We start from the raw sequence: 20,773 nt of genomic DNA, 5'->3' as shown, positions 1-20,773 counted from the left end.
GAGTCAAGTTATGTCGATGCAATCACTGGACATCAAACGGCGCTCGGCCACCACCACTCCTGCGCCTGGCGTACGCGAGCCCTCGACGGGCAGCGTCGCCAAGCTGATCGACGTCTCCAAGTGCATAGGCTGCAAAGCCTGTCAGGTGGCGTGCATGGAATGGAACGATCTGCGCGACGAGATCGGCGTGAATGTGGGGGTCTATGACAACCCGGCCGACCTCACCGAGCATTCCTGGACCGTCATGCGTTTTTCGGAGTACGAAAACGACAAAGGCGATCTGGAGTGGTTGATCCGCAAGGACGGCTGCATGCACTGCGAGGATCCGGGCTGCCTGAAAGCCTGTCCCTCGCCGGGCGCCATCGTCCAATACAACAATGGCATCGTGGATTTTCACGAAGAAAACTGTATTGGCTGCGGCTACTGCATCACCGGCTGTCCGTTCAACGTGCCGCGCATTTCGGAGAAAGACCACAAGGCCTATAAGTGCACCTTGTGTTCGGATCGCGTGGCCGTCGGACAAGAGCCTGCCTGTGTCAAAACCTGTCCTACCGGTGCCATCGAGTTCGGCACCAAAGAGGACATGAAGCAGCAGGCCGCGGAGCGGATCGAGGATTTGAAGTCGCGCGGCTTCGAGAACGCCGGTCTCTACGATCCGCAGGGGGTGGGTGGCACGCACGTCATGTACGTGCTGCATCATGCCGACCAGCCGCAGCTCTACCACGGCCTGCCCAAGGATCCCAAGATCAGCCCCATGGTGTCGCTCTGGAAGGGTATCGCCAAGCCGTTGGGCGTGGCCGCGATGGCCTTGACGGCGTTGGCCGGCTTCATGCACTACATCCGTGTCGGGCCCAACGAAACCGACGAAGAAGATGAACGCAAGGCAGAAGAGGAGGCGCGTCATGGCTGAACCCCGTCATCCCAAGCTGATCCAGCGGTACACGGCCGGTGAGCGTACCAATCACTGGCTGATCGCCCTGACCTTCATCCTGCTGGCCCTCTCGGGGCTGGCGCTCTTTCATCCAGCCTTCTCCTGGCTCTATGCCTTGCTGGGCGGAGGACCCTGGACGCGGATTCTGCACCCCTTCATCGGGGTCGTCATGTTTGTCTGCTTCTTTGTCTTTGCCTGCCACATGTGGCGCAACAACTTGATGACGAAGAATGACGTCCAGTGGTTGCGTCAGTTGGGCGACGTGGTCAACAACCGCGAGGACAGGTTGCCCGAGGTCGGCAAGTACAACGGTGGCCAGAAGTTGTTGTTCTATGTGTTGATCCTGTGCATGCTGGGTCTGATCCTGACCGGGATCGTGATGTGGCGCGCCTACTTCTCGATGTACTTCCCGATCTGGGCGGTGCGGGCTGCCTCGTTGCTGCATGCTGCTTTTGCTTTTGTGCTGATTTGCGCGATCATTGTGCATATCTATGCGGCGATCTGGGTCAAGGGCTCGATCCAGGCCATGGTGCGGGGCACCGTGAGCTGGGGCTGGGCCTGGAAGCATCATCGCGCCTGGTTCCGTACGGTTCGCAAGGAGTCGCCAGGCGGCGAGTAATCCCCGTCGGCTGCACCCATCGGACCTGCGGGTCCGTCGCACGGCTGCGATGTGCCACTTGGCGCATTGGCAGCCGTGTTTGTTTCTCTGGAGAGTGCTTTGCAGCGAATTTTGCCGCGTGGTGAGATCGAATCCCTGGACCACACCGCTATCGCCCGCCTGCGTCAGCCTGAGCGCACGACGGTTTTCAGCGCCCGCGCCGCGCGCTTGCGCGCCCTGGCTGAAGACAGCCCGATTGCCGATTACCTGCGTTTGATGGCCGATGTGGCCGATACCCAGCAGAGCCTGTTGGCCGGCAGCCATTTCGAAGGCCCCCCGGTCGATCGCATCGAGCTGGCCCAGGCCCATGGCATGCCTCCCCTGCAGGCCGTTGCCTGGGAGCGCGATCCGGCGTGGCGCGGCTTGCTTGATCAGTTGCTCGCTCGCGTGGCGGCGTTGCCGACCACTGCAGCAGCGGCGCGCGAGGTGTGCGAGCGTTGGCGCGATGTGCTGGCCCGCGATCCACAGACCGTCGAGGCGCTGGCCGACGCCGTGCTGGCCGAGCGCGCCGTCGGTGTGGACAGCGCCGCCGCGCCCCTGGTGATGGCCGCGCTGCAAGTCTATTGGACCGATATGGCCTGCCGTTTCGATCCCAAGGCCATGCCGGTGGCAAGCCCCTTCGGTGTGTGCCCCATGTGCGGCAGCCTGCCCGTGGCCAGCGTGGTGCGCGTGGGCGGCAAATCCGATGGGTTGCGGTATCTGTCATGCAGCCTGTGCTCGTGCGAGTGGCATCTGGTGCGCGTGACCTGCAGTCAGTGCCAGGGCACCAAAGACATCGCGTATCACAACATCGAAGGCCGCTCCGAGGCCATCAAGGCCGAGTCTTGCGATAGCTGCCATAGTTACCGCAAGATTTTTTATCAGGAGAAAGACCTGCATGTCGATCCGGTGGCCGATGATCTGGCCAGTCTGGCGTTGGACGTATTGATGGGAGAAGCCGGCTATCACCGTGCCAACGGCAATCCTTTGCTCTGGCACGAGGAGGCGGCAGAATGAGCGCGCGGCCGGCTACCCCGGGCGATCTGCCTGCGCTGGACCGTCTTCTTGGCCAGTCTGTCTATGCGCCGCTGCAACAGCGCTACGGCCGCAGCCAGGTAGTGGCCACCCTGCGTGAGCAGTTGCAGCAGTTGCGCGAGCGGGCGCAGGCCGGCGGTCTGGATCACGCCGAGCTCGAGCCGGCAGCGCTGGCCACGGTCACCGAGCAGACGTTGGCCGCGCGCAATGCGCCGCGCTTGCGGGCGGTGTTCAACCTTACCGGTACGGTATTGCACACGAATCTGGGACGGGCTTTGCTGCCGGATGCGGCGGTACAGGCCGTGGTGCGCGCGCTCACGCAGCCGGCCAATCTGGAGTTCGATCTGGAGACGGGCGCGCGCGGCGATCGCGACGACCTCATCGAGAATCTGCTGTGCGAGCTGACCGGTGCGGAAGCGGCCACCGTGGTCAATAACAACGCCGCTGCCGTGCTGCTCATGCTCAATGCCCTGGCCGACCGTAAGGAGGTCATCGTCTCGCGTGGCGAATTGGTCGAGATCGGGGGAGCGTTCCGCATCCCCGACATCATGAAGCGGGCCGGCGCGCGTCTGGTCGAAGTGGGTACCACCAACCGGACACATCCTGCCGACTACAGCAATGCGATCGGCCCGCGCACCGCCATGCTCATGAAAGTGCATTGCAGCAACTATGCGGTCAGTGGGTTCACCAAGAGCGTCAGCGTGGCGCAAGTCGCGGCCCTGGCGCATGCGCAGGGGTTGCCGGCCACGGTCGATCTGGGCAGCGGTACGCTGCTGGATCTGACGCAGTGGGGCCTGCCACGGGAGGACACCGTGCGCGATACGATCGAGGCCGGCGCCGATCTGGTCACTTTCAGTGGCGATAAGTTGCTTGGCGGGCCACAGGCCGGTTTGCTGGTCGGGCGGGCCGACCTGATCCGCAAGATCAAGAAGAACCCACTCAAACGCGCGTTGCGCGTGGGCAAGCTGACGCTGGCCGCGCTCGAGCCCGTGCTGGCCTTGTATCGTGCGCCGGAAATGCTGGCCGAGCGGCTGACCACGCTGCGCTTGCTCACGCGCCCGCAACGCCAGATGCAGCTGCAGGCCGAGCGCTTGCGCCCCGCCATGCAGCATGCCGTCGGTCCTGAGTTTGGCGTCGAGGGCGCGCCGATGTTCAGCCAGATCGGCAGTGGCGCGTTGCCCATCGATCAATTGCCCAGTTTCGGGCTGGCCATTCGCTACCTTGGCCGAGGCCGACCGGGCAGGCACCTGGAGCGCTTGCAGTCCAGCCTGCGCGGCCTGGCCCGGCCGGTGGTAGGCCGTGTCGATGACGACGTATTCTGGCTCGATCTGCGTTGCCTCGAAGAATGCGACGAGGCCGAGTTCGCCTCTCAGCTATCGGAGCCGCTGGCATGATTGTCGGAACCGCCGGGCACATCGATCACGGCAAAACCACCTTGGTGCGAGCGCTTACCGGCGTCGATACCGACCGGTTGAAGGAAGAGAAAGCCCGCGGGATTTCCATTGAACTGGGCTACGCCTACACGCCGCTTGCCAATGGCGATGTCCTGGGCTTTATCGATGTCCCTGGCCATGAAAAGCTGGTGCACACCATGGCCGCCGGGGCCAGCGGTATCGATTTCGGGTTATTGGTGGTGGCGGTAGATGACGGCGTCATGCCCCAGACGCGCGAGCATCTGGCCATTTTGGCCTTGCTGGGCGTTGACCTCGGCGCGATTGTCATCACCAAGTCCGACAGGGTGAATGCCGCCAGAGTCGAGGTCGTCAAGGATGAGGTCCGCGCGCTGGTCGCCGATGGCTTCCTGCGCGATGCGCCGGTGTTCGTGGTGGCGGCAAGCCAGCCTGACGATCCCGGAGTGAGCGAACTCAAGGCCTGGCTGGATACCCAGGCGCAGGCATTGGCCCCGCGGCCCGCTAGCGGCCTGTTCCGCCTGGCCATTGATCGAGCCTTCACGCTGGCCGGACACGGCACAGTGGTCACCGGGACGGTGCATGGGGGTACAGTCCGCGTCGGCGATGAGAAGGCGGATCTGCGCCTCATGCCCGCCGCTCGACCCGTCCGGGTGCGCAGTATCCATGCACAGAATCGCAGCAGCGAAACCGGCGCTGCCGGGCAGCGCTGCGCGCTGAACTTGCCTGGCGTGGATAAAGACGAGATCACGCGCGGCGATTGGGTGGCCGATGCGCGCTGCTTCACGCCCTCGCAGCATCTCGACGTCGAATTGCGCTGGCAGGGGGACACGGCGCTGACTGCCTGGACGCCGTTGCACGTGCATCTGGGGTCGGCGCGGGCATTGGCCCACGCCGTGCCGTTGGCGCCGTCAGTGCTGGCACCCGGGCAGAGCGGGCGCGTGCAACTGGTATTTGGCGCGGCCATGTGCGCCATGCCGGGTGACCGCTACATCGTGCGTAACGCGCAGGCCAGCCGCACCGTCGGGGGTGGGCAGGTGCTCGACGCCAATGCGCCGGACCGCAAACGTCGCTCACCCGAACGCCTGGCCTGGTTGGATGCGCTGGCCGCGTATCTGTCCAATGGTGATCTGCGGCCCGTGCTGGCCCAGGCTCCCTTGGGCATTTCAGAGCGGATGGTATTGCGCTTGGGGGCAGTCGAACGCATCCCGCCTGAAGCGCACTGGGTGGCACCGCGCCAAGGCGGGGGGCGCGTGTTGATCGACCAGGCGTGCTGGCAGGCTCTGCACGAGGACCTGCGCGCGACGCTGGCCGCGTTTCATGCGCAATTCCCCGATGAGCCCGGCGCCGACGCCGGCAGGTTGCGTCGTATGGCCCGGCCGCAGGCCACGCCCGTGCTTTGGCAGGCGTTGCTTGAGAGTGCCGCGCAACAGGAGTTGGTGCGGCGCAATGGTGTCTGGTGGCAGTTGCCGGATCATGGCGTGGCGTTGAGCCAGGCCGAAGTCCTATTGGCTGAACACGTCCTTGCGCAGTTGCGGCAAGGACGTTACGACCCGCCCTGGGTACGCGATCTGGGCCGCAGCTTGCATGTTTCCGAGGAGGACATGCGCCGCCTGCTGCGCAAGCTGATGCGTCGTGGCGATGTCGTGCAGGTGGTGCGTGATCTCTTTTATCACCGCGATTCGGTGCAGGCCCTGGCGGCCATGGTGGCCAGGCTGTGCCAGGAACATGGCAGCGCCGAGGCCGCAGCGTTTCGGGATATGACGGGCCTTGGCCGCAAGCGCGCCATCCAAATCCTCGAGTTCTTCGACCGCGTGGGGTATACGCGGCGTCTGCGGGACGGACATGTGTTGCGCGCCGACAGTGCGCTTTATCTTTATCCACAAACGGGGGCCGAGTCGCTATCATAGGGCGCTATGCCAAGGGAAGGCATGCGTGCCCGGTGGCACGGCTGGGCTTCAAACCCAGTTGGGGGTGTCAGACACTCCCAGGTAGGTTCGACTCCTGCTGCCTTCCGCCATCTCTTGCACGGCCGCGATGCTATGCTTTCTGCGTCCCTGATTTGATGGAGGTTGCGTATGTCCACCGATACCGTCCCGCGCCTGACGTCGCTGTCTCATGGCGGCGGCTGCGGCTGCAAAATCGCGCCAGGTGTGTTGTCAGAGCTGTTGGCGCGTTTCGTCCCGCAGCGCAACGACCCGAATCTGTTGGTGGGCACCGAGACTTCCGACGACGCTGCGGTCTATCGCCTCAACGATCAGCAGGCCTTGATCGCCACCACCGATTTCTTCATGCCCATCGTCGACAATCCCTTCGACTTCGGGCGAATCGCCGCGACCAATGCGCTGTCGGACATCTATGCCATGGGCGGCACACCCATCATGGCGCTGGCCATTGTGGGCATGCCCATCAATGTCTTGCCGCATGGGGTGATCGCCGACATCCTGCGCGGCGGCGAATCCGTCTGCCAGGAGGCCGGCATCATGATCGCAGGCGGGCACAGCATCGACTCGGTCGAACCCATCTATGGCCTGGCCGCCATGGGCCTGGTGCATCCGGACCGCATCAAGCGCAATGCCGATGCACGCGCTGGCGACGTACTCATCCTGGGCAAACCCCTGGGCGTCGGTGTGCTGTCTGCCGCGCTGAAGAAAAACCTTCTGGACGAAGTCGGTTATGCCGCCATGATCGCGGCGACCACCCAGCTCAATCGTCCGGGTCCCGATCTGGGCGCACTGCCCGGCGTGCATGCCATTACCGATGTCACCGGCTTTGGTTTGTTGGGTCATGCACTGGAGATGGTTCGCGGCGCTGGGCTGACCGCCAGACTGCGACTCGCGGATCTGCCCTGGATGCCGGGCGTACGCGCCCTGGCCGCCAATGGCGTGGTGACGGGCGCCTCCGGGCGCAACTGGGCCTCCTACGGCGGCTCGGTGCATCTTGGTTCCAGTATCACTGACAGCGATCGGGCGTTGTTGACGGATCCACAGACATCGGGCGGTCTGTTGGTGTCGTGCGCGCCGTCTGCGGCCGCTCGGGTGCTGGAGGTCTTCGCGGCCGGCGGATTTGCCCAGGCTGCGATCATCGGTGAGATGGCCGCCGGCGAGGGCCGGGTCGAGGTGGTCTAACCGGGTTCGTAGACAGGACCGCCTATCTACGAGTCCGTTGCCGACAGGGCCTGGGCGCGCAACCATTCGGCCACGATGCCGGCTTCCCGCGACGGCCGGCGCGGATTGCGCACCAGCCAATACGCCAGCGGCCTCGCTGCTCAGGGCGCGCAGCCTGCCGGCCGCCAGCATCGGAGCGATCAGGGCCTGGCGCCCCAGGGCTACGCCATGGCCCGCCAGGGCGGCATGCACGACCTGGTCGTATTGGTTAAAGCGCAGCATGCTGCGGGGGCGCAGACGGTCCAGGCCGCGTGCCTGCAGCCAACTGTCCCATTGCAGCCAGGGGCGCGCAGGGTCGTCGAATTCGAGCAGAACCTGTTCGTGAAGGTTGTGCTGATCCAGCCGGTCCAGGTGCAATGCCGGATGGGCCACCGGCAAGACAGACTCGCCGAACAGCCACAAGGCGTCCTCACTGGCCTGTTCGGCCGTGCAGTAGCGGATAGCGATATCCACGCCCTCGCGATCCAGGTCCATGAGACGGTTGTCGGCCGCCACCCGGACATCGATGTCCGGGTGGACAGCCTGGAAAGCTCCCAAACGCGGCAGCAGCCACAGCGAAGCCACACCTATGGTGGTTGTGACCGTGATGGGCAGACGCCTGCCAGGGGTGCGCCACTGTGCGCACAGCTCGGCCAGCTCGATCATCCAGGGGGCGGCCAGTCGAAATAACTGCATGCCTTCGGGAGTGAGAGACACGCTGCGAAAGCCGCGCTTGAGCAGCGCCACGCCGAGATGGGTTTCCAGGCTTCGGATCTGACGGCTGACCGCCGATTGGGTGACATGCAGGTCTTGCGCCGCCTGCGTGATGCTCATGCGGCGCGCGACGGCCACAAAACCGCGCACAAGATCGAGAGGTGGCAATTTAGCGAGGGTGAGTGGCATTCGAAAAACTCATGTCATGAGGCCGTGAAAGTCGCTTGAGCAATAGTACTCGTGCGCGTCCAATAGCCGACGAGCGGCGAAAAAAGCAGCGGGGTTCTGACGTGCAGATCGCATGCTGTCGTGTGCGCAGGCTGTGCTTGCGGCCCGCTGGTACACCCGCCGATTGCGGCCATTCGGCCGTGCCCGTTTCTCTTGCCGGAGCGCTCCTTGATGACGCCTGCCGCACCCGTGGTTCAGATCTGGTTCGATTTCGCCAGTCCCTACAGCTATCTGGCGATGGCCCGCGTTCACGTGCTGGCCAGTCAGGCAGCCGTGTTGTACGAGTTGCAGCCATTTTTGCTTGGTCCCATCTTTCAGGCGCAGGGCTGGAACGACAGCCCCTTTCGGCTCTACCCGGGCAAGGGCGCATATATGATGCGCGACATTGCCCGCCTGGCATTACTGGGCAAAAGCCAGCCGTGGGGCTTGGACTTCTGCCAAGCCGTCTTCGGTGCGAATTTTGCGCAAGACCGCGATATTCAGGACGAGGACGTCATGCGGGAAATTCTGCAGAATCTCGGCCTGGACGCGACGGACTGGATAGCACGCGCCAAAACCGAGGCCACCAAGGAAGCCTTGCGCCAACAGGTTGATCGGGCTCGGCAGCATGGCATTTTTGGTGCCCCGACGTTTCTGGTGGGTGATGAAATGTTCTGGGGCAATGACAGACTCGAAGACGCGCTGCAATGGGCGCGTGACGGCAGGCAGGCATGAGCCAGCCCGTCATGGTGATCACCGAGGGCGCGCACGTTCACAGCGACATGCAGGCGCCGGGCGGTGAGCCCGGTCGTGTGGGCGGGCACAGGCACGCCTTGCCCATGCCGCGCGGCGGCTCGGCCGAAGAGGTCGCCGCGGGCATCATGTGCCGGCGCTCTCCGCCGGCGTTTTGCTCCATTGCCTCATCGATTGACGTTTCAGGCGGATGATGAAAAACAATCCCCATCGCGCGTTGCCCATGCCGGGCAGCCGCTCCTTGACCCAATTCCGCAGCGTGCGCATCCGGCGCGTGGCGTTTCACTGGCGCCGGCGGCAGGACGAAGCGGCCGTGCCGCCGACAGACGAAGGCAGCAAAGCCCCGGGTTAAGGCCGCCGCCACGAGCACGGCGGAGCGTTCAATCTGACCTTTGCGTGTCGTGGCCGGCACAGCCCGGAGCCGTTCAGGGACATGGCCCGGCGGGCCTTGGTGATCCGATGGACGGCGTTGACGCCGGCGCCCGCGCTGCAGCGTCCGTTTGGCGGCATCCCCCGCTCTGCGAGCGGATCAGCCCAGTAGCCGGGCCAGCTCCACACCGGGATCGTCGGCGCGCATGAAGGTTTCGCCGACCAGGAAAGCATGGACGTCGTGTTGACGCATGAGCTGGACATCCTCGGGGTTGAGGATGCCGCTTTCGGTGACGACACGTTTTCCGGCTGGCACACGCGGCAACAGATTCAGCGTGGTGTCCAGCCGGGTTTCGAAGGTGCGCAGATTGCGGTTGTTGATACCCAACAGCGGGGTCTTCATCGACAGCGCGATTTCGAGTTCGCGTTCATCGTGCACCTCGACCAGTACGTCCAGACCCAGGTCCAGGGCCAGGGCTTCGTAGTCGCGCAGTTGCGCCGGCGTGAGCGCGGCGACGATGAGCAGCACGCAGTCCGCGCCCATGGCCCGGGCCGAGATGATCTGGTAGGGGTCGACAATAAAGTCTTTGCGCAGTACCGGCAGCGAGCAGGCCGCGCGTGCGCGGCGCAAGTTATCGTGCGAGCCTTGAAAGAACTGCACATCGGTCAGCACTGACAGGCAGGCCGCGCCGTGTACGGCATATGAGGCGGCGATTTCGGCGGGGTTGAAATTCTCGCGCAGCACGCCCTTGGACGGCGATGCTTTCTTGATTTCGGCGATCACGCCTGCCTTACCCTGCGAGATCTTGTCTTCGATGGCCTGTGCAAAGCCGCGCACGTCCTGGCGCGCCTGGGCTTCACGCAGCAATTCTGCTTCGCTACGTAATTGGCGAGCGGTAGCGACTTCCTCGACCTTGATGGCGAGGATCTTCGCAAGTATGTCGTTCATTTTGAAAATTTCCGGGTATATGCGCAGAATTCTTCCAACTTGGCGCGTGCCGCCCCGTTGGTGATCGTTTCAAAAGCCAGCGCCAACGCTGACTCGATGCTGTCGGCCTTGTTGCCAGCGTAGATCGCCAGGCCAGCGTTAAGCGCGACGATATCACGCGCTGCCCCTTCGACATTATCCAATGCTTCCATGACAAGTTCACGCGATTGTTCGCGATTGGACACCTTGATGCTGCGATTGGACATCATGGATAGTCCGTAGTCTTCCGGATGTATCTCGTATTCGCGTACGACGCCGTCCTTGAGTTCGCCGACCAGCGTCGCCGCGCCCAACGAGGCTTCATCCATGCCGTCTTTGCCATGCACCACCAGCACGTGGCGCGACCCCAGGCGCTCGAGTACGCGGACCTGAATGCCCACCAGATCAGGATGGAATACCCCCATCAGTTGATTGGCGGCGCCGGCCGGATTCGTCAGGGGGCCCAGAATATTGAAGATGGTGCGTACGGCGAGCTCTTTGCGCACGGCAGCGACGTTCTTCATGGCGCCATGGTGGGCCGGCGCGAACATGAAGCCGATGCCGGTAGCCTGTATGCATTCGGCCACCTCTTCGGGTGAGAGCTGCAGATTGGCGCCCAAGGCTTCGAGCACATCGGCGCTGCCGGACGACGAGGAGGCGCTGCGGTTGCCGTGTTTGGCAATCGGCACACCGGCGGCGGCGGCCACGAACATGGCCGTGGTGGAAATATTGAAGGTGTGGCTGCCGTCGCCGCCCGTGCCACACATATCCAGCAGATCGGCCGGATTGGGTGTCACGACCGGGGTGGCGAATTCGCGCATGACCTGGGCTGCGGCGGTGATCTCTCCTACGGTTTCCTTCTTGACCCGAAGGCCCATCAACAGCGCACTGGCGATCTGCGGCGACATTTCGCCGCGCATCAGCATGCGCATCAGATGCAGCATTTCGTCGTGGAAGATCTCGCGATGTTCGATGCAGCGCGTCAAGGCTTCGTTCGGAGTGATCGTCATGGTGGATTCGCCGTTTTTAGATATTCAGAAAATTGCGCAGCATGGCGTGGCCATGCTCGCTGAGCACGGATTCGGGGTGGAACTGTACGCCGTACAGCGGCAGCGTTTTATGTCTCACGCCCATGATGTCGCCGTCGGGGGCGGTGGCCGTGACTTCCAGGACGTCCGGCAGTGTGGCCGGGTCGATCGTCAGCGAGTTGTAGCGGATGACGGTGTACGGTGTGGGCAGGCCTTGAAAAATGTCCGTGCCGGTATGGCGGATCTGCACGGTCTTGCCGTGCATGATGGTCTGGGCTCGAACGATGTCACCACCATAGGCTGCCCCGATGGCCTGATGGCCCAGGCACACACCGAGGATGGGCAATTTGCCGGCGAATGCGCGGATCACGGGCACCGAGATGCCGGCTTCGGCGGGCGAGCAGGGACCGGGCGAAACGCAGATCCGATCCGGGGCCATCGCCGTAATTTCTTCGAGCGTGATCTGGTCATTGCGGGCGACCCGCACGTCTTCGCCGAGCTCGCCGAAGTACTGCACCAGGTTATAGGTAAAGGAATCGTAATTGTCGATCATCAGCAGCATGGCTGGGCAACCTCAAAGAAATGATGGGCAAAACAGAGCATGGATGCGGGCGCCGGCCGGTGGGCCGGCTTGCCTTGGACCTCAGATGGGGTCATCCAAGCCGTGTTGCACTTGTTCGGCGGCGCGCAGAACGGCCCGCGCCTTGGCCTCGGTTTCGGCCCACTCGAGTTCGGGCACCGAGTCTGCAACCACACCGGCGGCGGCCTGCACGAACAATGTTCCGTTCTTGATGACGCCCGTGCGAATGGCGATGGCCACATCCATTTCTCCGCCGTAGCTCAGGTAGCCAGCCGCCCCGCCGTAGATGCCGCGGCGTACCGGCTCGAGCTCATCGATGATCTCCATGGCGCGCACTTTGGGCGCGCCGGTCAGCGTCCCTGCCGGGAAGGCGGCGCGCAACACGTCCATGCTGCTCATGCCGGGGTTGAGCGTGCCCGTCACATTGGAGACCAGGTGCATGACATGAGAGTAGCGCTCGATGGCCATGGTATCGCTCACCTTGACCGAACCTACCTCGGCGACGCGGCCGACGTCGTTGCGCGCCAGATCGATCAGCATGACGTGTTCGGCGATTTCCTTCGGGTCGGCGCGCAGTTCGGCGGCCAGGGCCATGTCTTCTTCGGGCGTGCCGCCACGTTTGCGCGTGCCTGCCAGCGGTCGGATGGTGATCTGCGACTTGAGCTGCCCGTCCTCCCGGATCTGCTCCTGGCGCACGAGAATTTCAGGCGAAGAGCCTACGACCTGGAAATCGCCGAAGTTCCAGAAATACATGTAGGGCGAGGGGTTCAGGGAGCGCAGCGCGCGATACAGCGACAGGGGCGCATCGCGAAAAGGCTTGGCGATGACTTGTCCGACCTGCACCTGCATCAAGTCGCCCGCGGCGATGTACTCCTTGGCGCGGCGCACGGCAGCCAGGTAGTCTTGCTTGGCGAAGTCCCGGCGCTCTTCCGTCTGCATGCTGGCATGGCTGTAGGGAATGTCCACCGGCTTGCGCAGACGGGCGCGCAACTCCAGCAGGCGCTCCTGGGCGCGGTTGTAGGCTTCTGGCTGAGCCGGATCGGCGTAGACCATGAGATAGGTGCGGCCCGCGAGATTGTCGACGATGACGAGTTCATCGACATGCAGCAGCATGATGTCCGGGGTGCCCTCTTCCATGCCGTTGGGGAAAGGCTTAACCGCCGGACCCAGGCGCGGCTCGATGTGGCGCACGGTGTCGTAGCCGAAGTAGCCTGCCAGGCCGCCGCAAAAGCGTGGCATGCCCGGACGCAGCGCCACCTTGAAGCGGGCCTGATATTGCTCGATGAAGGCCAGCGGGTCACCGTCGTGGGTCTCGACGACGACGCCGTCGCGCAGCACCTCGGTCTTGCGGCCGCTGGCGCGGATGACAGTGTGCGCCGGCAGGCCGATGAAAGAATAGCGCCCGAAGCGTTCGCCGCCGACGACAGATTCCATCAGGCAGCTCATGCGGCCGTTCTGAGGGCCGGCATGCGCCAGCTTTAGATAGATGGCCAGTGGGGTGTCCAGGTCAGCGTAGGTTTCGGCCACCAGCGGGATGCGGTTGTAGCCTTGGGCGGCAAGCGCCTTGAATTCCAGTTCGGTCATGTCAGGTCTCGATGTTTGAGGGACCAGGCACGCAAAAAAAAAAGCCCGGTCCTTGGCGGTTCCGGGCTTGGCTTTGGGCACTACCGCGACACGCGCGGTTAGGGCCGGGGAGAGATCATCGCCACCCGGAAGACAAACGCCACCAACGCCACGAGGCGTTGCGCATTTGGGTCAGGAGGCGAGTGTTCATTGAATTGGGTGGTACCGGTTAAAGGCTTACGGTTGCCGCAGCATCAGAGCGGCCGGCCGGATTCGGACTGGCGCTTGATCCAGGCTACGGCCTCGACTAGCGAGTCAACTATACCATCGACATCGAGCGAACGCACGTCCATGCCTTCGTTGTACCCATAAGGCACCGCCAGCACTGCCGTGCCCGCGCTGCGGCCAGCCTGGGCGTCGTTGACCGAATCGCCGATGGTGACCGCCTCGCGTGGGCTCACCCCGAGTTGCTCGCAGGCATGCAGCACCTGATCCGGGTCCGGTTTGCGGCGCGCGCAGGTGTCGCCGCAAACCACCTGTTCGAAAAAGCCCGCCAGCCCCGTGCGCTGCAGCAATGGCACAGTGAACTCGGTGGGTTTGTTGGTCACTACGGCAAGTTTCAGGCCCATGTCACGCATGAGTTTCAGACCGTCGATGACGCCGTCGAACACGCGGGCGCGGTCACCGTTGACCAGATGGTAGTGCCGATGAAAGGATTCGCGGCCCTTGGCGAACAGCGCGTCCTCGACTTCGCCGCCGTCGCGGCTGGCCGCCAGCGTGCGGCGCACCAGGTTGTCCACCCCCTTGCCTACGAACGTCGCGAGGACGTCGTCGCGCAGCGGCGGCAGATCCAGTTCGACACGCATGGCGTTGGCGGCCATGGCCAGGTCAGGGATCGAGTCGAGCAAGGTGCCGTCCAGATCCAGCAAGGCAGCGCGATAGTGGCTCATGGGCTTTTTCTCGGTTCAGGCAGACAGGGTTTCGCCACGGGCGATTTCTTCGCGCAGGGCCTTGATGACGGCGGTGTAGTCAGGTTTGCCGAAAATGGCCGAGCCGGCCACGAACGTGTCGGCGCCAGCGCGGCGGATCTCGGCGATATTATCGGTTTTAACGCCGCCGTCGACTTCCAGCAGAATGGGTTGGCCGCCGGCCTGGGTCCAGGCGTCGATGCGAGCCCGCGCTTGGCGCAGCTTTGCCAGCGTGGCCGGGATGAAGGCCTGGCCGCCAAAGCCCGGGTTGACCGACATCAGCAGCACCACGTCGATCTTGTCCATCACGTAGTCCATGTAGGACAGGGGCGTGGCCGGATTGAAGACGAGCCCGGCCTTACAGCCGTTGTCGCGGATCAGGCCCAGCGTGCGGTCCACATGACGGCTGGCTTCGGGATGGAAGGTGATGATGTCGGCGCCGGCCTTGGCAAACAGTGGCACGATCTCGTCGACCGGTTCGACCATCAGGTGCACATCGATGGGGACCTGTACATGGGGACGGATGGCGGCGCAGACCATGGGCCCGATGGTCAGGTTGGGAACGTAATGGTTGTCCATCACGTCGAAGTGAATCCAGTCGGCACCGGCGGCGACGACATTCCGGACTTCCTCTCCCAGGCGGGCGAAGTCGGCGGATAGAATGCTGGGAGCGATGCGGGTGGAGGCCGGGACGGACATGGTGTTCGAAGTTTCCAAAGGCATAATGTGCAATTATTGCAGTTTGGCGCCCAGGCTTGCGTTACTGGTTTGTGAAGACGCCCTGGCCCGCCTGTATTGCATTGTCGAGAGCCAAACCGGGAAAGGCCTGTGAAACCCTACGATCTGACCGTATCCGTGACTCCGCGTTTTGTACCGGAGCAGTCCGATCCAAGTCAGCAACAGTTCGTCTTCGCCTATACGGTGCGCATCACCAACACCGGCGCGCATCCCGCCCAGGTCATCAGCCGACATTGGATCATCACTGACGGCAATCAGCGCGTGCAGGAGGTTCGTGGACTGGGCGTCGTGGGTCAGCAGCCTTTGTTGGCGCCGGGCGAGACTTTCGAATACACCAGTGGCTGTCCGCTGCCGACTCCGGTCGGCACGATGCGGGGCACTTATCACTGCGTTGGCGAAAACGGCATTCCTTTCGAGGTGCCGATTGCGGAGTTTCTGCTCGCCATGCCCCGTACGCTGCACTGACCGGACCCCATCCGTCTACATGAAACGTCTACTTTGCGTGTCCTTGCTGTCGGCGCTGCTGGCGGCATGCTCCACCACAACGGAAATTCCGCCTGAGGATGGCGGGCGCGGCAGCTCACCTGCCGCCGAAACCGGGTTGACCGTGCCCGCGGTCTCGGCGCTGCCCGATACACCGGCGCGTGCGCTGGCCGGGCATTACCAGCGGGCCGCCTGGAGCGAGCTGCCTGGTTGGGAAACCGACGACCTGTCGCGTGTGTGGCCTCTGGTCGTGCGCAATTGCAAGGGCCTGATGCGCCCGACCTCGGGTAATCTGGCCGCCCCGGCACGGGCCACGCCGCGCGCCTGGCAGCCGGTGTGCGCGGCCGTGGCGGATCCGGCGCGCGCCCCAGCGCCTGGCGATGCGGCGGCCGTGCGCCGCTTCCTCCAGACGTATCTGCAGCCGTGGCGCCTCAATGGCACCGACGGCCGTGCGGCCGTCAATACCGTGACGGGCTATTACGAACCGCTGGTGCGGGGCTCGCGCGAGCGCGGCGGGCGGCACCAATGGCCCTTGTACGGCGTGCCGGAAGACTTGCTGACCATCGATCTGGGAGCCGTCTACCCCGAGCTGGCGGGCAAGCGGGTGCGCGGCAAGCTGGACGGGCGCCGCGTCGTGCCGTATGACACGCGCGCCGGCATCGAGGCTTCCAGCCGCAAGCCACCGGTGGTGGTCTGGGTGGACGACCCGGTGGACAACTTCTTTCTTCAGGTACAGGGGTCGGGTCGGGTGCAGCTCACCGAAGGCCCTGACGCCGGCAAGACCATACGTGTGGCCTACGCCGACCATAATGGTCAGCCCTATGTGTCCATCGGCCGCTGGCTGATCGACCGGGGCGAAATTCGGGCCGATCAGGCATCGATGCAGAACATCCGTGCCTGGGCTCAGCGCAATCCTGCACGTGTGCAGGAGATGCTCAACGCCAATCCGGCGGTGGTGTTTTTCCGTGAAGAGCCCGTGGTCGATCCCGAGCAGGGGCCCAAGGGCGCCTATGCCATACCGCTGGCGCCGGGCCGCTCCGTCGCCGTCGATGCCGCCTTCGTGCCGCTTGGTACACCGGTCTATCTGTCCACGTCATATCCCGCGTCCGAGCGGCCACTGCAGCGTCTGGTGTTCGCTCAGGATACGGGCACTGCCATACGCGGCGCGGCGCGGGCCGACTTTTACTGGGGCTTTGGTGACGAGGCCGGACAACAGGCTGGGCGCATGAAACAACGCGGCCAGATGTGGTTGTTGTGGCCAAAACAGGCCGGGGAGCCCTCTGCACGATGAAACATCAGATAGTGGTCTGTGGCGCAGGTATCGTCGGCCTGTCGACCGCGTTGGCGCTGGCCCGGCGGCAGCAGCGCGTCGCGGTGCTGGCCCCGCGTACGCAGGTCGCACCGGCCGAACCGGACTTCTACCATCCGCGCGTCTACGCCATATCGCCGGCCAGCCAGCGGTTTCTGGCCGGTCTTGGCATCTGGGATGCGATGCCGGCATCGCGTTTGACGCCGGTGATGGCCATGGAGATCCATGGCGACGCCGATGGCCGGGTAGAACTTAACGCCTGGCAGGCCGCGCAGAATCAGCTTGCCTGGATCGTCGAGTCCGGCGAAATCGAGCGCGTCCTCGTGCAGGCCGCGCGCATGTTCGGGATTCCCTGGATCGAAGAGCGCGCGCTTGCCTGGCATGACGGTGAAATCGAAACGGAAAGCGGGCAGCGTCTGGCGGCCGAACTCTTCGTCGGCGCTGACGGCGCGGCATCGCCTCTGCGCGCCGCCGCTGGCCTCAAGCATGAAAGCAAGTCATACGGTGACATCGGGCTGGTCATGCACCTGAACGCCGAGCAGCCGCATCTGGGGACCGCCTTTCAGTGGTTCCGTGATGACGGGGTGCTGGCCTTGCTGCCGCTGCCGGATACGCGCGAGGGCGCGCAGGTGTCCATGGTCTGGTCCATGCGCGAGGAACGGGCCCGGCAATTGCTGGATATGCCCGCCACCGAGCAGGCGGCCGAACTCGAAAAGCGTTTGTTCCTGGCCAGCGAAGGACGTCTGGGCCGGCTGGACGCGCGCAGTCGGCTGCATGGTTTTCCGTTGACGCTGGAGCGGTCACAGATGGTCGCACCCGGTATCGCGCTGGCCGGCGACGCCGCGCATCGCCTGCATCCGCTGGCCGGCCAGGGGTTGAACCTCGGCTTGGGCGATGTGGAGGCACTGGCGCATGCCGTGGCCACGCGCGAACCCTATCGCGAGGCGGGCGACATTCGTGTGTTGCGGCGCTATCAGCGCGCCCGCGCCGAGCCGGTATTGGCCATGCGGCTGGCAACCGATGGGTTGCACCGCCTGTTTGCCGCGCACAACGCGCCTGCGGCTTTTGTACGCAATGCCGGCATGCGGCTGGTCGATGCCCTGCCTTTTCTCAAACGCCGTCTCATCGAGGATGCCTCGCGCAACTGATCAGCGCGATGGGATCCGATACTGGTTTCAGGAGTGGTCTATGAATGTACGCATCGTTTTCCTGTTGGTCGGCCTGTTGTGCGGCACCGCGCATGCCCAGGATGGCAAATCGGTGTCCACTACGCAGCCGGCCGGCGGCAAGGACAAGGTCTACTCCACCAAGTCAGTGCAACCGGCCGATCCGGTGGCCGACGCCGTCAAAAAGCGTTTTGAATTGCGTTTCAACGACATGGCAATCACGGCAGTGCGGCGCACGCCTTATGGGTTGTTTGAGGTCCAGGTCGGACCGGACATGATCTACACCGACGAAGGCGTGACGTGGGTCATGGAGGGGCCGTTGATCGATGCGGCCACGCGGCGCGATGTCACGCGCGAAAACCAGGAAAAGCTCAGCGCCATCCAGTTTTCGGATCTGCCGCTCGAGCTGGCCATCAAGCAGGTCAAGGGCAAAGGCACGCGCAAGATTGCCATTTTCGAAGATCCCAATTGCGGCTACTGCAAGCAACTGCGGCATACCCTGAAGGACGTCGATGACGTGACGATCTATACCTTCCTCTACCCCATTTTGTCGCCCGACTCGTCGGTCAAGGTGCGGGATGTGTGGTGCGCCAAAGACAAAGGCAAAGTCTGGGACGACTGGATGATAGACGGCAAGCGGCCAGCCACGGCTCAGTGCGATGCGCCCATCGAAGACATGCTGGCGCTGGGCCGCCGGCTGATGGTGCGTGGCACGCCGACGATATTCTTCGAGAATGGCGCGCGCGCCAGCGGTGCGCTGCCTCTGGCCCAATTGCAGCAAAGACTGGCCACCAGCCACTGACAAAGACTGCCAGGAAACAACCCATGAAAATCGCCATATTGGATGACTATCACGAAGTGGCCTTGAGCTATGCCGACTGGAGCGGCCTGGCGGCGGACGTCACGGCATTTCGCGATGCCTTGCCCGAAGGGCCGGGTCGTGCCCAGGTGCTCCAACCTTTCGATGTCATCGTGGCGATGCGCGAGCGTACGGCGTTCCCAGCGGAACTGATCGCCGCGTTACCCAATCTGCGCTTGCTGGTGACCACCGGGTTGCGCAACAACGCCATCGACATGCAGGCGTGCGCGGCGCGCGGCATTTCTGTGTGTGGAGCGCCAGGCAGTGCCGACGCCAATACGGCCACCGCGGAGCTGGCTTGGGCGCACCTGCTGGCCTTGTTCAAGCATCTGTCACAGGAAGACGCGTCCATGCGTCGCGGCATGTGGCAGACCGGCATGCCGCAGCCCCTGAGCGGCAAGCGCCTGGGCGTTTTGGGATTGGGAAAACTGGGACAGGCCGTGGCCCGGGTCGGTCAAGCGTTCGGCATGGATGTGGTGGCCTGGAGCCCCAATCTGACCGACGAACGCGCCGCCCAGGTCGGCGTGAAGCGGTTGGACAAAAACGAGTTTTTCTCGAGCTGCGACGCCATCAGCATCCATCTCATTCTGAGCGAGCGCACGCGCAACGTGGTCGACGATGCGGCCCTGGCGGCCATGAAACCGTCGGCCTATCTGGTCAATACGTCGCGTGCGGGCCTGGTTGACCAGGATGCGCTGTATGACGCTTTGCAAAAGCGGCGCATCGGCGGCGCCGGCTTGGACGTTTATCCGGTCGAGCCGCTCTCTCCTACCGATGCCGTGCGCGATCTGGACAACGTCATCCTGACCCCGCATCTGGGTTATGTCAGCCAGTCCAACTTCGAAGCCTTCTATCGCAATGCGGTCAAGGCCGTGCGGGCCTGGATGGACGGCAATCCCGTGCAGGTGCTCAACGGCTGATCGGGTAACTGCCCGGCCGCCTGTGGCGGCCGGAGGGTTCAAACCGGACGATTAAAAACGATTTTCTGCTCGGCCAGGCTCGCCGGATCGTCGGCGGGGGTTCCACAGGCCTGATCATCGTCATCTTCGGGTTCGTCAAAGGCGATATCGCCTCCTGCATCGGGCACGCCGGTGGGCCGCAGCCCGACGAAATCGAACAGCTCGCGATCCATCAGGTGCGACGGCACCACGCGGGAAAGAGCATTGAAGACATTCCAGGAGCGGCCAGGAAATTTCTTGTCCCATTCCTGCACCATGCGCGTGACCTCCTTGCGCTTGAGGTTTTCCTGCGAGCCGCACAGATTGCAGGGAATGATGGGAAACTGCTTGAGCTGAGCGTAGGCGATGAGGTCGGTCTCGGGGACATAGGCGAGCGGCCAGATGACCGTATGCCGACCATCGTCGGACACCAGCTTGGGCGGCATGCCCTTGAGCTTGCCGCCGTAGAACAGATTCAGAAACAGCGTACCCAGGATGTCATCCCGGTGATGGCCCAGGGCGATCTTGGTCGCGCCCAGTTCGTCGGCCACGCGGTACAGAATTCCGCGGCGCAGCCGCGAACACAGCGAGCACATGGTTTTGCCCTCCGGCACCACCCGGGTGACGATGGAGTACGTATCCTGTGTCTCGATATGGAAGGGCACGCCCAGCGCACTCAGATAGTTGGGCAGGATTTCAGGAGGGAAACCCGGCTGCTTCTGATCCAGATTGACGGCAATCAGCTCGAAGCGAAACGGCGCGCGCTTCTGTAGCGCCAAGAGGATGTCCAACATGGCATAGGAATCCTTGCCGCCGGACAGACAGACCATGACGCGGTCGCCCTCCTCGATCATGTTGTAGTCAGACAGCGCGCGTGTCGTTTCACGCGCCAGCCGCTTGCTCAGTTTGTTGCCTTCGTGGCGGGCCTTTTCCTCGGCCGGGCTGCGGAATTCGATGTCGGTGGTGCTCATGG

General features: G+C 63.8%; 21 protein-coding genes, 1 tRNA gene and 1 pseudogene. 15 read left to right on the top strand and 8 right to left on the bottom strand.

Translation table 11 applies throughout. The features are described from left to right. Positions 1 to 10: 10 nt before the first annotated feature. The 7 genes from fdxH (at position 11) to selD (ending at position 7,140) form a co-directional block, all read left to right on the top strand. Positions 11 to 910, top strand: a complete 900-nt coding sequence (fdxH, locus tag LK440_RS15140; RefSeq protein ID WP_005017933.1) for a formate dehydrogenase subunit beta — start codon at positions 11 to 13, stop codon at positions 908 to 910. Beyond that, the gene (locus tag LK440_RS15135) at positions 903 to 1,550 is read left to right on the top strand and encodes a formate dehydrogenase subunit gamma (RefSeq protein ID WP_005017935.1); all 648 of its coding nucleotides are present in this window, start codon (positions 903 to 905) and stop codon (positions 1,548 to 1,550) included. The genes fdxH and LK440_RS15135 overlap by 8 nt, the downstream gene beginning before the upstream one ends. Positions 1,551 to 1,649: 99 nt before the next feature. Next, on the top strand, positions 1,650 to 2,585 hold the full coding sequence (gene fdhE, locus LK440_RS15130) for a formate dehydrogenase accessory protein FdhE (RefSeq protein WP_005020364.1): 936 nt from the start codon (positions 1,650 to 1,652) through the stop codon (positions 2,583 to 2,585). After that, on the top strand, positions 2,582 to 3,997 hold the full coding sequence (gene selA / locus LK440_RS15125) for an L-seryl-tRNA(Sec) selenium transferase (protein WP_005017942.1): 1,416 nt from the start codon (positions 2,582 to 2,584) through the stop codon (positions 3,995 to 3,997). Before fdhE ends, selA begins: the two co-directional genes overlap by 4 nt. Further along, positions 3,994 to 5,922: a selenocysteine-specific translation elongation factor gene (selB, locus tag LK440_RS15120; protein WP_005017943.1), complete on the top strand. Its 1,929-nt coding sequence runs from the start codon at positions 3,994 to 3,996 to the stop codon at positions 5,920 to 5,922. The genes selA and selB overlap by 4 nt, the downstream gene beginning before the upstream one ends. Before the next feature lie 14 nt (positions 5,923 to 5,936). Further along, positions 5,937 to 6,032 (top strand) — tRNA-Sec (locus tag LK440_RS15115). Positions 6,033 to 6,090: 58 nt separating this feature from the next. Next, on the top strand, positions 6,091 to 7,140 hold the full coding sequence (gene selD / locus LK440_RS15110) for a selenide, water dikinase SelD (RefSeq protein ID WP_005017944.1): 1,050 nt from the start codon (positions 6,091 to 6,093) through the stop codon (positions 7,138 to 7,140). A 26-nt stretch (positions 7,141 to 7,166) separates the two neighbouring features. On the opposite strand, the pseudogene LK440_RS15105 reads toward selD, so the two are convergent. Further along, positions 7,167 to 8,061: pseudogene (locus LK440_RS15105) on the bottom strand (LysR substrate-binding domain-containing protein). A gap of 210 nt (positions 8,062 to 8,271) precedes the next feature. Here LK440_RS15105 and LK440_RS15100 point away from each other — a divergent pair. From LK440_RS15100 to LK440_RS15090, 3 genes are read left to right on the top strand one after another with little or no spacing between them, the layout of a single operon-like run. Further along, positions 8,272 to 8,814 carry a 2-hydroxychromene-2-carboxylate isomerase gene (locus LK440_RS15100; protein WP_005017947.1) on the top strand — a complete coding sequence of 181 codons (543 nt, stop codon included), beginning with the start codon at positions 8,272 to 8,274 and terminating at the stop codon, positions 8,812 to 8,814. Then, the gene (locus LK440_RS15095) at positions 8,811 to 9,026 is read left to right on the top strand and encodes a Rossmann-fold NAD(P)-binding domain-containing protein (RefSeq protein WP_005017950.1); all 216 of its coding nucleotides are present in this window, start codon (positions 8,811 to 8,813) and stop codon (positions 9,024 to 9,026) included. The genes LK440_RS15100 and LK440_RS15095 overlap by 4 nt, the downstream gene beginning before the upstream one ends. Then, positions 9,026 to 9,184: a hypothetical protein gene (locus LK440_RS15090; RefSeq protein WP_005017952.1), complete on the top strand. Its 159-nt coding sequence runs from the start codon at positions 9,026 to 9,028 to the stop codon at positions 9,182 to 9,184. Before LK440_RS15095 ends, LK440_RS15090 begins: the two co-directional genes overlap by 1 nt. A gap of 177 nt (positions 9,185 to 9,361) precedes the next feature. On the opposite strand, the gene trpC is transcribed toward LK440_RS15090, so the two are convergent. The 6 genes from trpC to rpe form a co-directional block, all read right to left on the bottom strand. Continuing rightward, positions 9,362 to 10,150 carry an indole-3-glycerol phosphate synthase TrpC gene (gene trpC, locus LK440_RS15085; RefSeq protein ID WP_005017953.1) on the bottom strand — a complete coding sequence of 263 codons (789 nt, stop codon included), beginning with the start codon at positions 10,148 to 10,150 and terminating at the stop codon, positions 9,362 to 9,364. After that, entirely contained in the window at positions 10,147 to 11,178 is a 1,032-nt protein-coding gene (gene trpD, locus LK440_RS15080) for an anthranilate phosphoribosyltransferase (protein ID WP_005017955.1), read from the bottom strand. The genes trpC and trpD overlap by 4 nt, the downstream gene beginning before the upstream one ends. Before the next feature lie 16 nt (positions 11,179 to 11,194). Further along, positions 11,195 to 11,758 carry an anthranilate synthase component II gene (locus LK440_RS15075; RefSeq protein ID WP_005017958.1) on the bottom strand — a complete coding sequence of 188 codons (564 nt, stop codon included), beginning with the start codon at positions 11,756 to 11,758 and terminating at the stop codon, positions 11,195 to 11,197. Between the two features lie 81 nt (positions 11,759 to 11,839). Continuing rightward, the gene (locus tag LK440_RS15070) at positions 11,840 to 13,360 is read right to left on the bottom strand and encodes an anthranilate synthase component I family protein (protein ID WP_005017960.1); all 1,521 of its coding nucleotides are present in this window, start codon (positions 13,358 to 13,360) and stop codon (positions 11,840 to 11,842) included. Positions 13,361 to 13,593: 233 nt separating this feature from the next. Further along, entirely contained in the window at positions 13,594 to 14,289 is a 696-nt protein-coding gene (locus LK440_RS15065; RefSeq protein WP_005017962.1) for a phosphoglycolate phosphatase, read from the bottom strand. A gap of 15 nt (positions 14,290 to 14,304) precedes the next feature. Continuing rightward, entirely contained in the window at positions 14,305 to 15,030 is a 726-nt protein-coding gene (rpe, locus tag LK440_RS15060) for a ribulose-phosphate 3-epimerase (protein WP_005017965.1), read from the bottom strand. Positions 15,031 to 15,135: 105 nt separating this feature from the next. Between rpe and apaG the strand changes: the two genes are divergently transcribed. From apaG to LK440_RS15035, 5 genes are read left to right on the top strand one after another with little or no spacing between them, the layout of a single operon-like run. Beyond that, positions 15,136 to 15,510, top strand: coding sequence for a Co2+/Mg2+ efflux protein ApaG (gene apaG / locus LK440_RS15055; protein ID WP_005017968.1), 375 nt, complete (start codon positions 15,136 to 15,138; stop codon positions 15,508 to 15,510). A 19-nt stretch (positions 15,511 to 15,529) separates the two neighbouring features. Then, positions 15,530 to 16,819 (top strand): murein transglycosylase A, encoded by a 1,290-nt coding sequence (mltA, locus tag LK440_RS15050; protein ID WP_025341307.1) that lies wholly within the window; start codon positions 15,530 to 15,532, stop codon positions 16,817 to 16,819. Further along, positions 16,816 to 17,985, top strand: coding sequence for a UbiH/UbiF family hydroxylase (locus LK440_RS15045; protein WP_005017972.1), 1,170 nt, complete (start codon positions 16,816 to 16,818; stop codon positions 17,983 to 17,985). Before mltA ends, LK440_RS15045 begins: the two co-directional genes overlap by 4 nt. A gap of 40 nt (positions 17,986 to 18,025) precedes the next feature. Continuing rightward, complete coding sequence (locus tag LK440_RS15040) at positions 18,026 to 18,805, top strand: DsbC family protein (RefSeq protein WP_005017974.1); 780 nt, start codon at positions 18,026 to 18,028, stop codon at positions 18,803 to 18,805. 23 nt (positions 18,806 to 18,828) lie between these two features. Further along, positions 18,829 to 19,782 (top strand): D-2-hydroxyacid dehydrogenase family protein, encoded by a 954-nt coding sequence (locus LK440_RS15035; protein WP_005017975.1) that lies wholly within the window; start codon positions 18,829 to 18,831, stop codon positions 19,780 to 19,782. 38 nt (positions 19,783 to 19,820) lie between these two features. Here LK440_RS15035 and ttcA read toward each other — a convergent pair whose 3' ends face one another. Then, a complete protein-coding gene (gene ttcA / locus LK440_RS15030; protein WP_005017976.1) occupies positions 19,821 to 20,771 on the bottom strand; it encodes a tRNA 2-thiocytidine(32) synthetase TtcA in 951 nt (316 codons plus the stop codon). Positions 20,772 to 20,773: the final 2 nt, after the last annotated feature.

This window comes from Bordetella holmesii (assembly GCF_020735985.1).
Classification (GTDB): domain Bacteria; phylum Pseudomonadota; class Gammaproteobacteria; order Burkholderiales; family Burkholderiaceae_B; genus Bordetella; species Bordetella holmesii.
Note: the sequence above shows the minus strand (reverse complement) of the source record. Positions and strands in the feature narration are given on the sequence as shown.

What these genes read in the sequence shown, in the direction of transcription:
- fdxH (WP_005017933.1), top strand. Translation starts at nt 11, where the DNA reads ATGTCGATGCAATCACTGGACATCAAACGGCGCTCGGCCACCACCACT.
- LK440_RS15135 (WP_005017935.1), top strand. Translation starts at nt 903, where the DNA reads ATGGCTGAACCCCGTCATCCCAAGCTGATCCAGCGGTACACGGCCGGT.
- selA (WP_005017942.1), top strand. Translation starts at nt 2,582, where the DNA reads ATGAGCGCGCGGCCGGCTACCCCGGGCGATCTGCCTGCGCTGGACCGT.
- selB (WP_005017943.1), top strand. Translation starts at nt 3,994, where the DNA reads ATGATTGTCGGAACCGCCGGGCACATCGATCACGGCAAAACCACCTTG.
- selD (WP_005017944.1), top strand. Translation starts at nt 6,091, where the DNA reads ATGTCCACCGATACCGTCCCGCGCCTGACGTCGCTGTCTCATGGCGGC.
- LK440_RS15100 (WP_005017947.1), top strand. Translation starts at nt 8,272, where the DNA reads ATGACGCCTGCCGCACCCGTGGTTCAGATCTGGTTCGATTTCGCCAGT.
- LK440_RS15095 (WP_005017950.1), top strand. Translation starts at nt 8,811, where the DNA reads ATGAGCCAGCCCGTCATGGTGATCACCGAGGGCGCGCACGTTCACAGC.
- LK440_RS15090 (WP_005017952.1), top strand. Translation starts at nt 9,026, where the DNA reads ATGAAAAACAATCCCCATCGCGCGTTGCCCATGCCGGGCAGCCGCTCC.
- trpC (WP_005017953.1), bottom strand. Translation starts at nt 10,150, where the DNA reads ATGAACGACATACTTGCGAAGATCCTCGCCATCAAGGTCGAGGAAGTC.
- trpD (WP_005017955.1), bottom strand. Translation starts at nt 11,178, where the DNA reads ATGACGATCACTCCGAACGAAGCCTTGACGCGCTGCATCGAACATCGC.
- LK440_RS15075 (WP_005017958.1), bottom strand. Translation starts at nt 11,758, where the DNA reads ATGCTGCTGATGATCGACAATTACGATTCCTTTACCTATAACCTGGTG.
- LK440_RS15070 (WP_005017960.1), bottom strand. Translation starts at nt 13,360, where the DNA reads ATGACCGAACTGGAATTCAAGGCGCTTGCCGCCCAAGGCTACAACCGC.
- LK440_RS15065 (WP_005017962.1), bottom strand. Translation starts at nt 14,289, where the DNA reads ATGAGCCACTATCGCGCTGCCTTGCTGGATCTGGACGGCACCTTGCTC.
- rpe (WP_005017965.1), bottom strand. Translation starts at nt 15,030, where the DNA reads ATGCCTTTGGAAACTTCGAACACCATGTCCGTCCCGGCCTCCACCCGC.
- mltA (WP_025341307.1), top strand. Translation starts at nt 15,530, where the DNA reads ATGAAACGTCTACTTTGCGTGTCCTTGCTGTCGGCGCTGCTGGCGGCA.
- LK440_RS15045 (WP_005017972.1), top strand. Translation starts at nt 16,816, where the DNA reads ATGAAACATCAGATAGTGGTCTGTGGCGCAGGTATCGTCGGCCTGTCG.
- LK440_RS15040 (WP_005017974.1), top strand. Translation starts at nt 18,026, where the DNA reads ATGAATGTACGCATCGTTTTCCTGTTGGTCGGCCTGTTGTGCGGCACC.
- LK440_RS15035 (WP_005017975.1), top strand. Translation starts at nt 18,829, where the DNA reads ATGAAAATCGCCATATTGGATGACTATCACGAAGTGGCCTTGAGCTAT.
- ttcA (WP_005017976.1), bottom strand. Translation starts at nt 20,771, where the DNA reads ATGAGCACCACCGACATCGAATTCCGCAGCCCGGCCGAGGAAAAGGCC.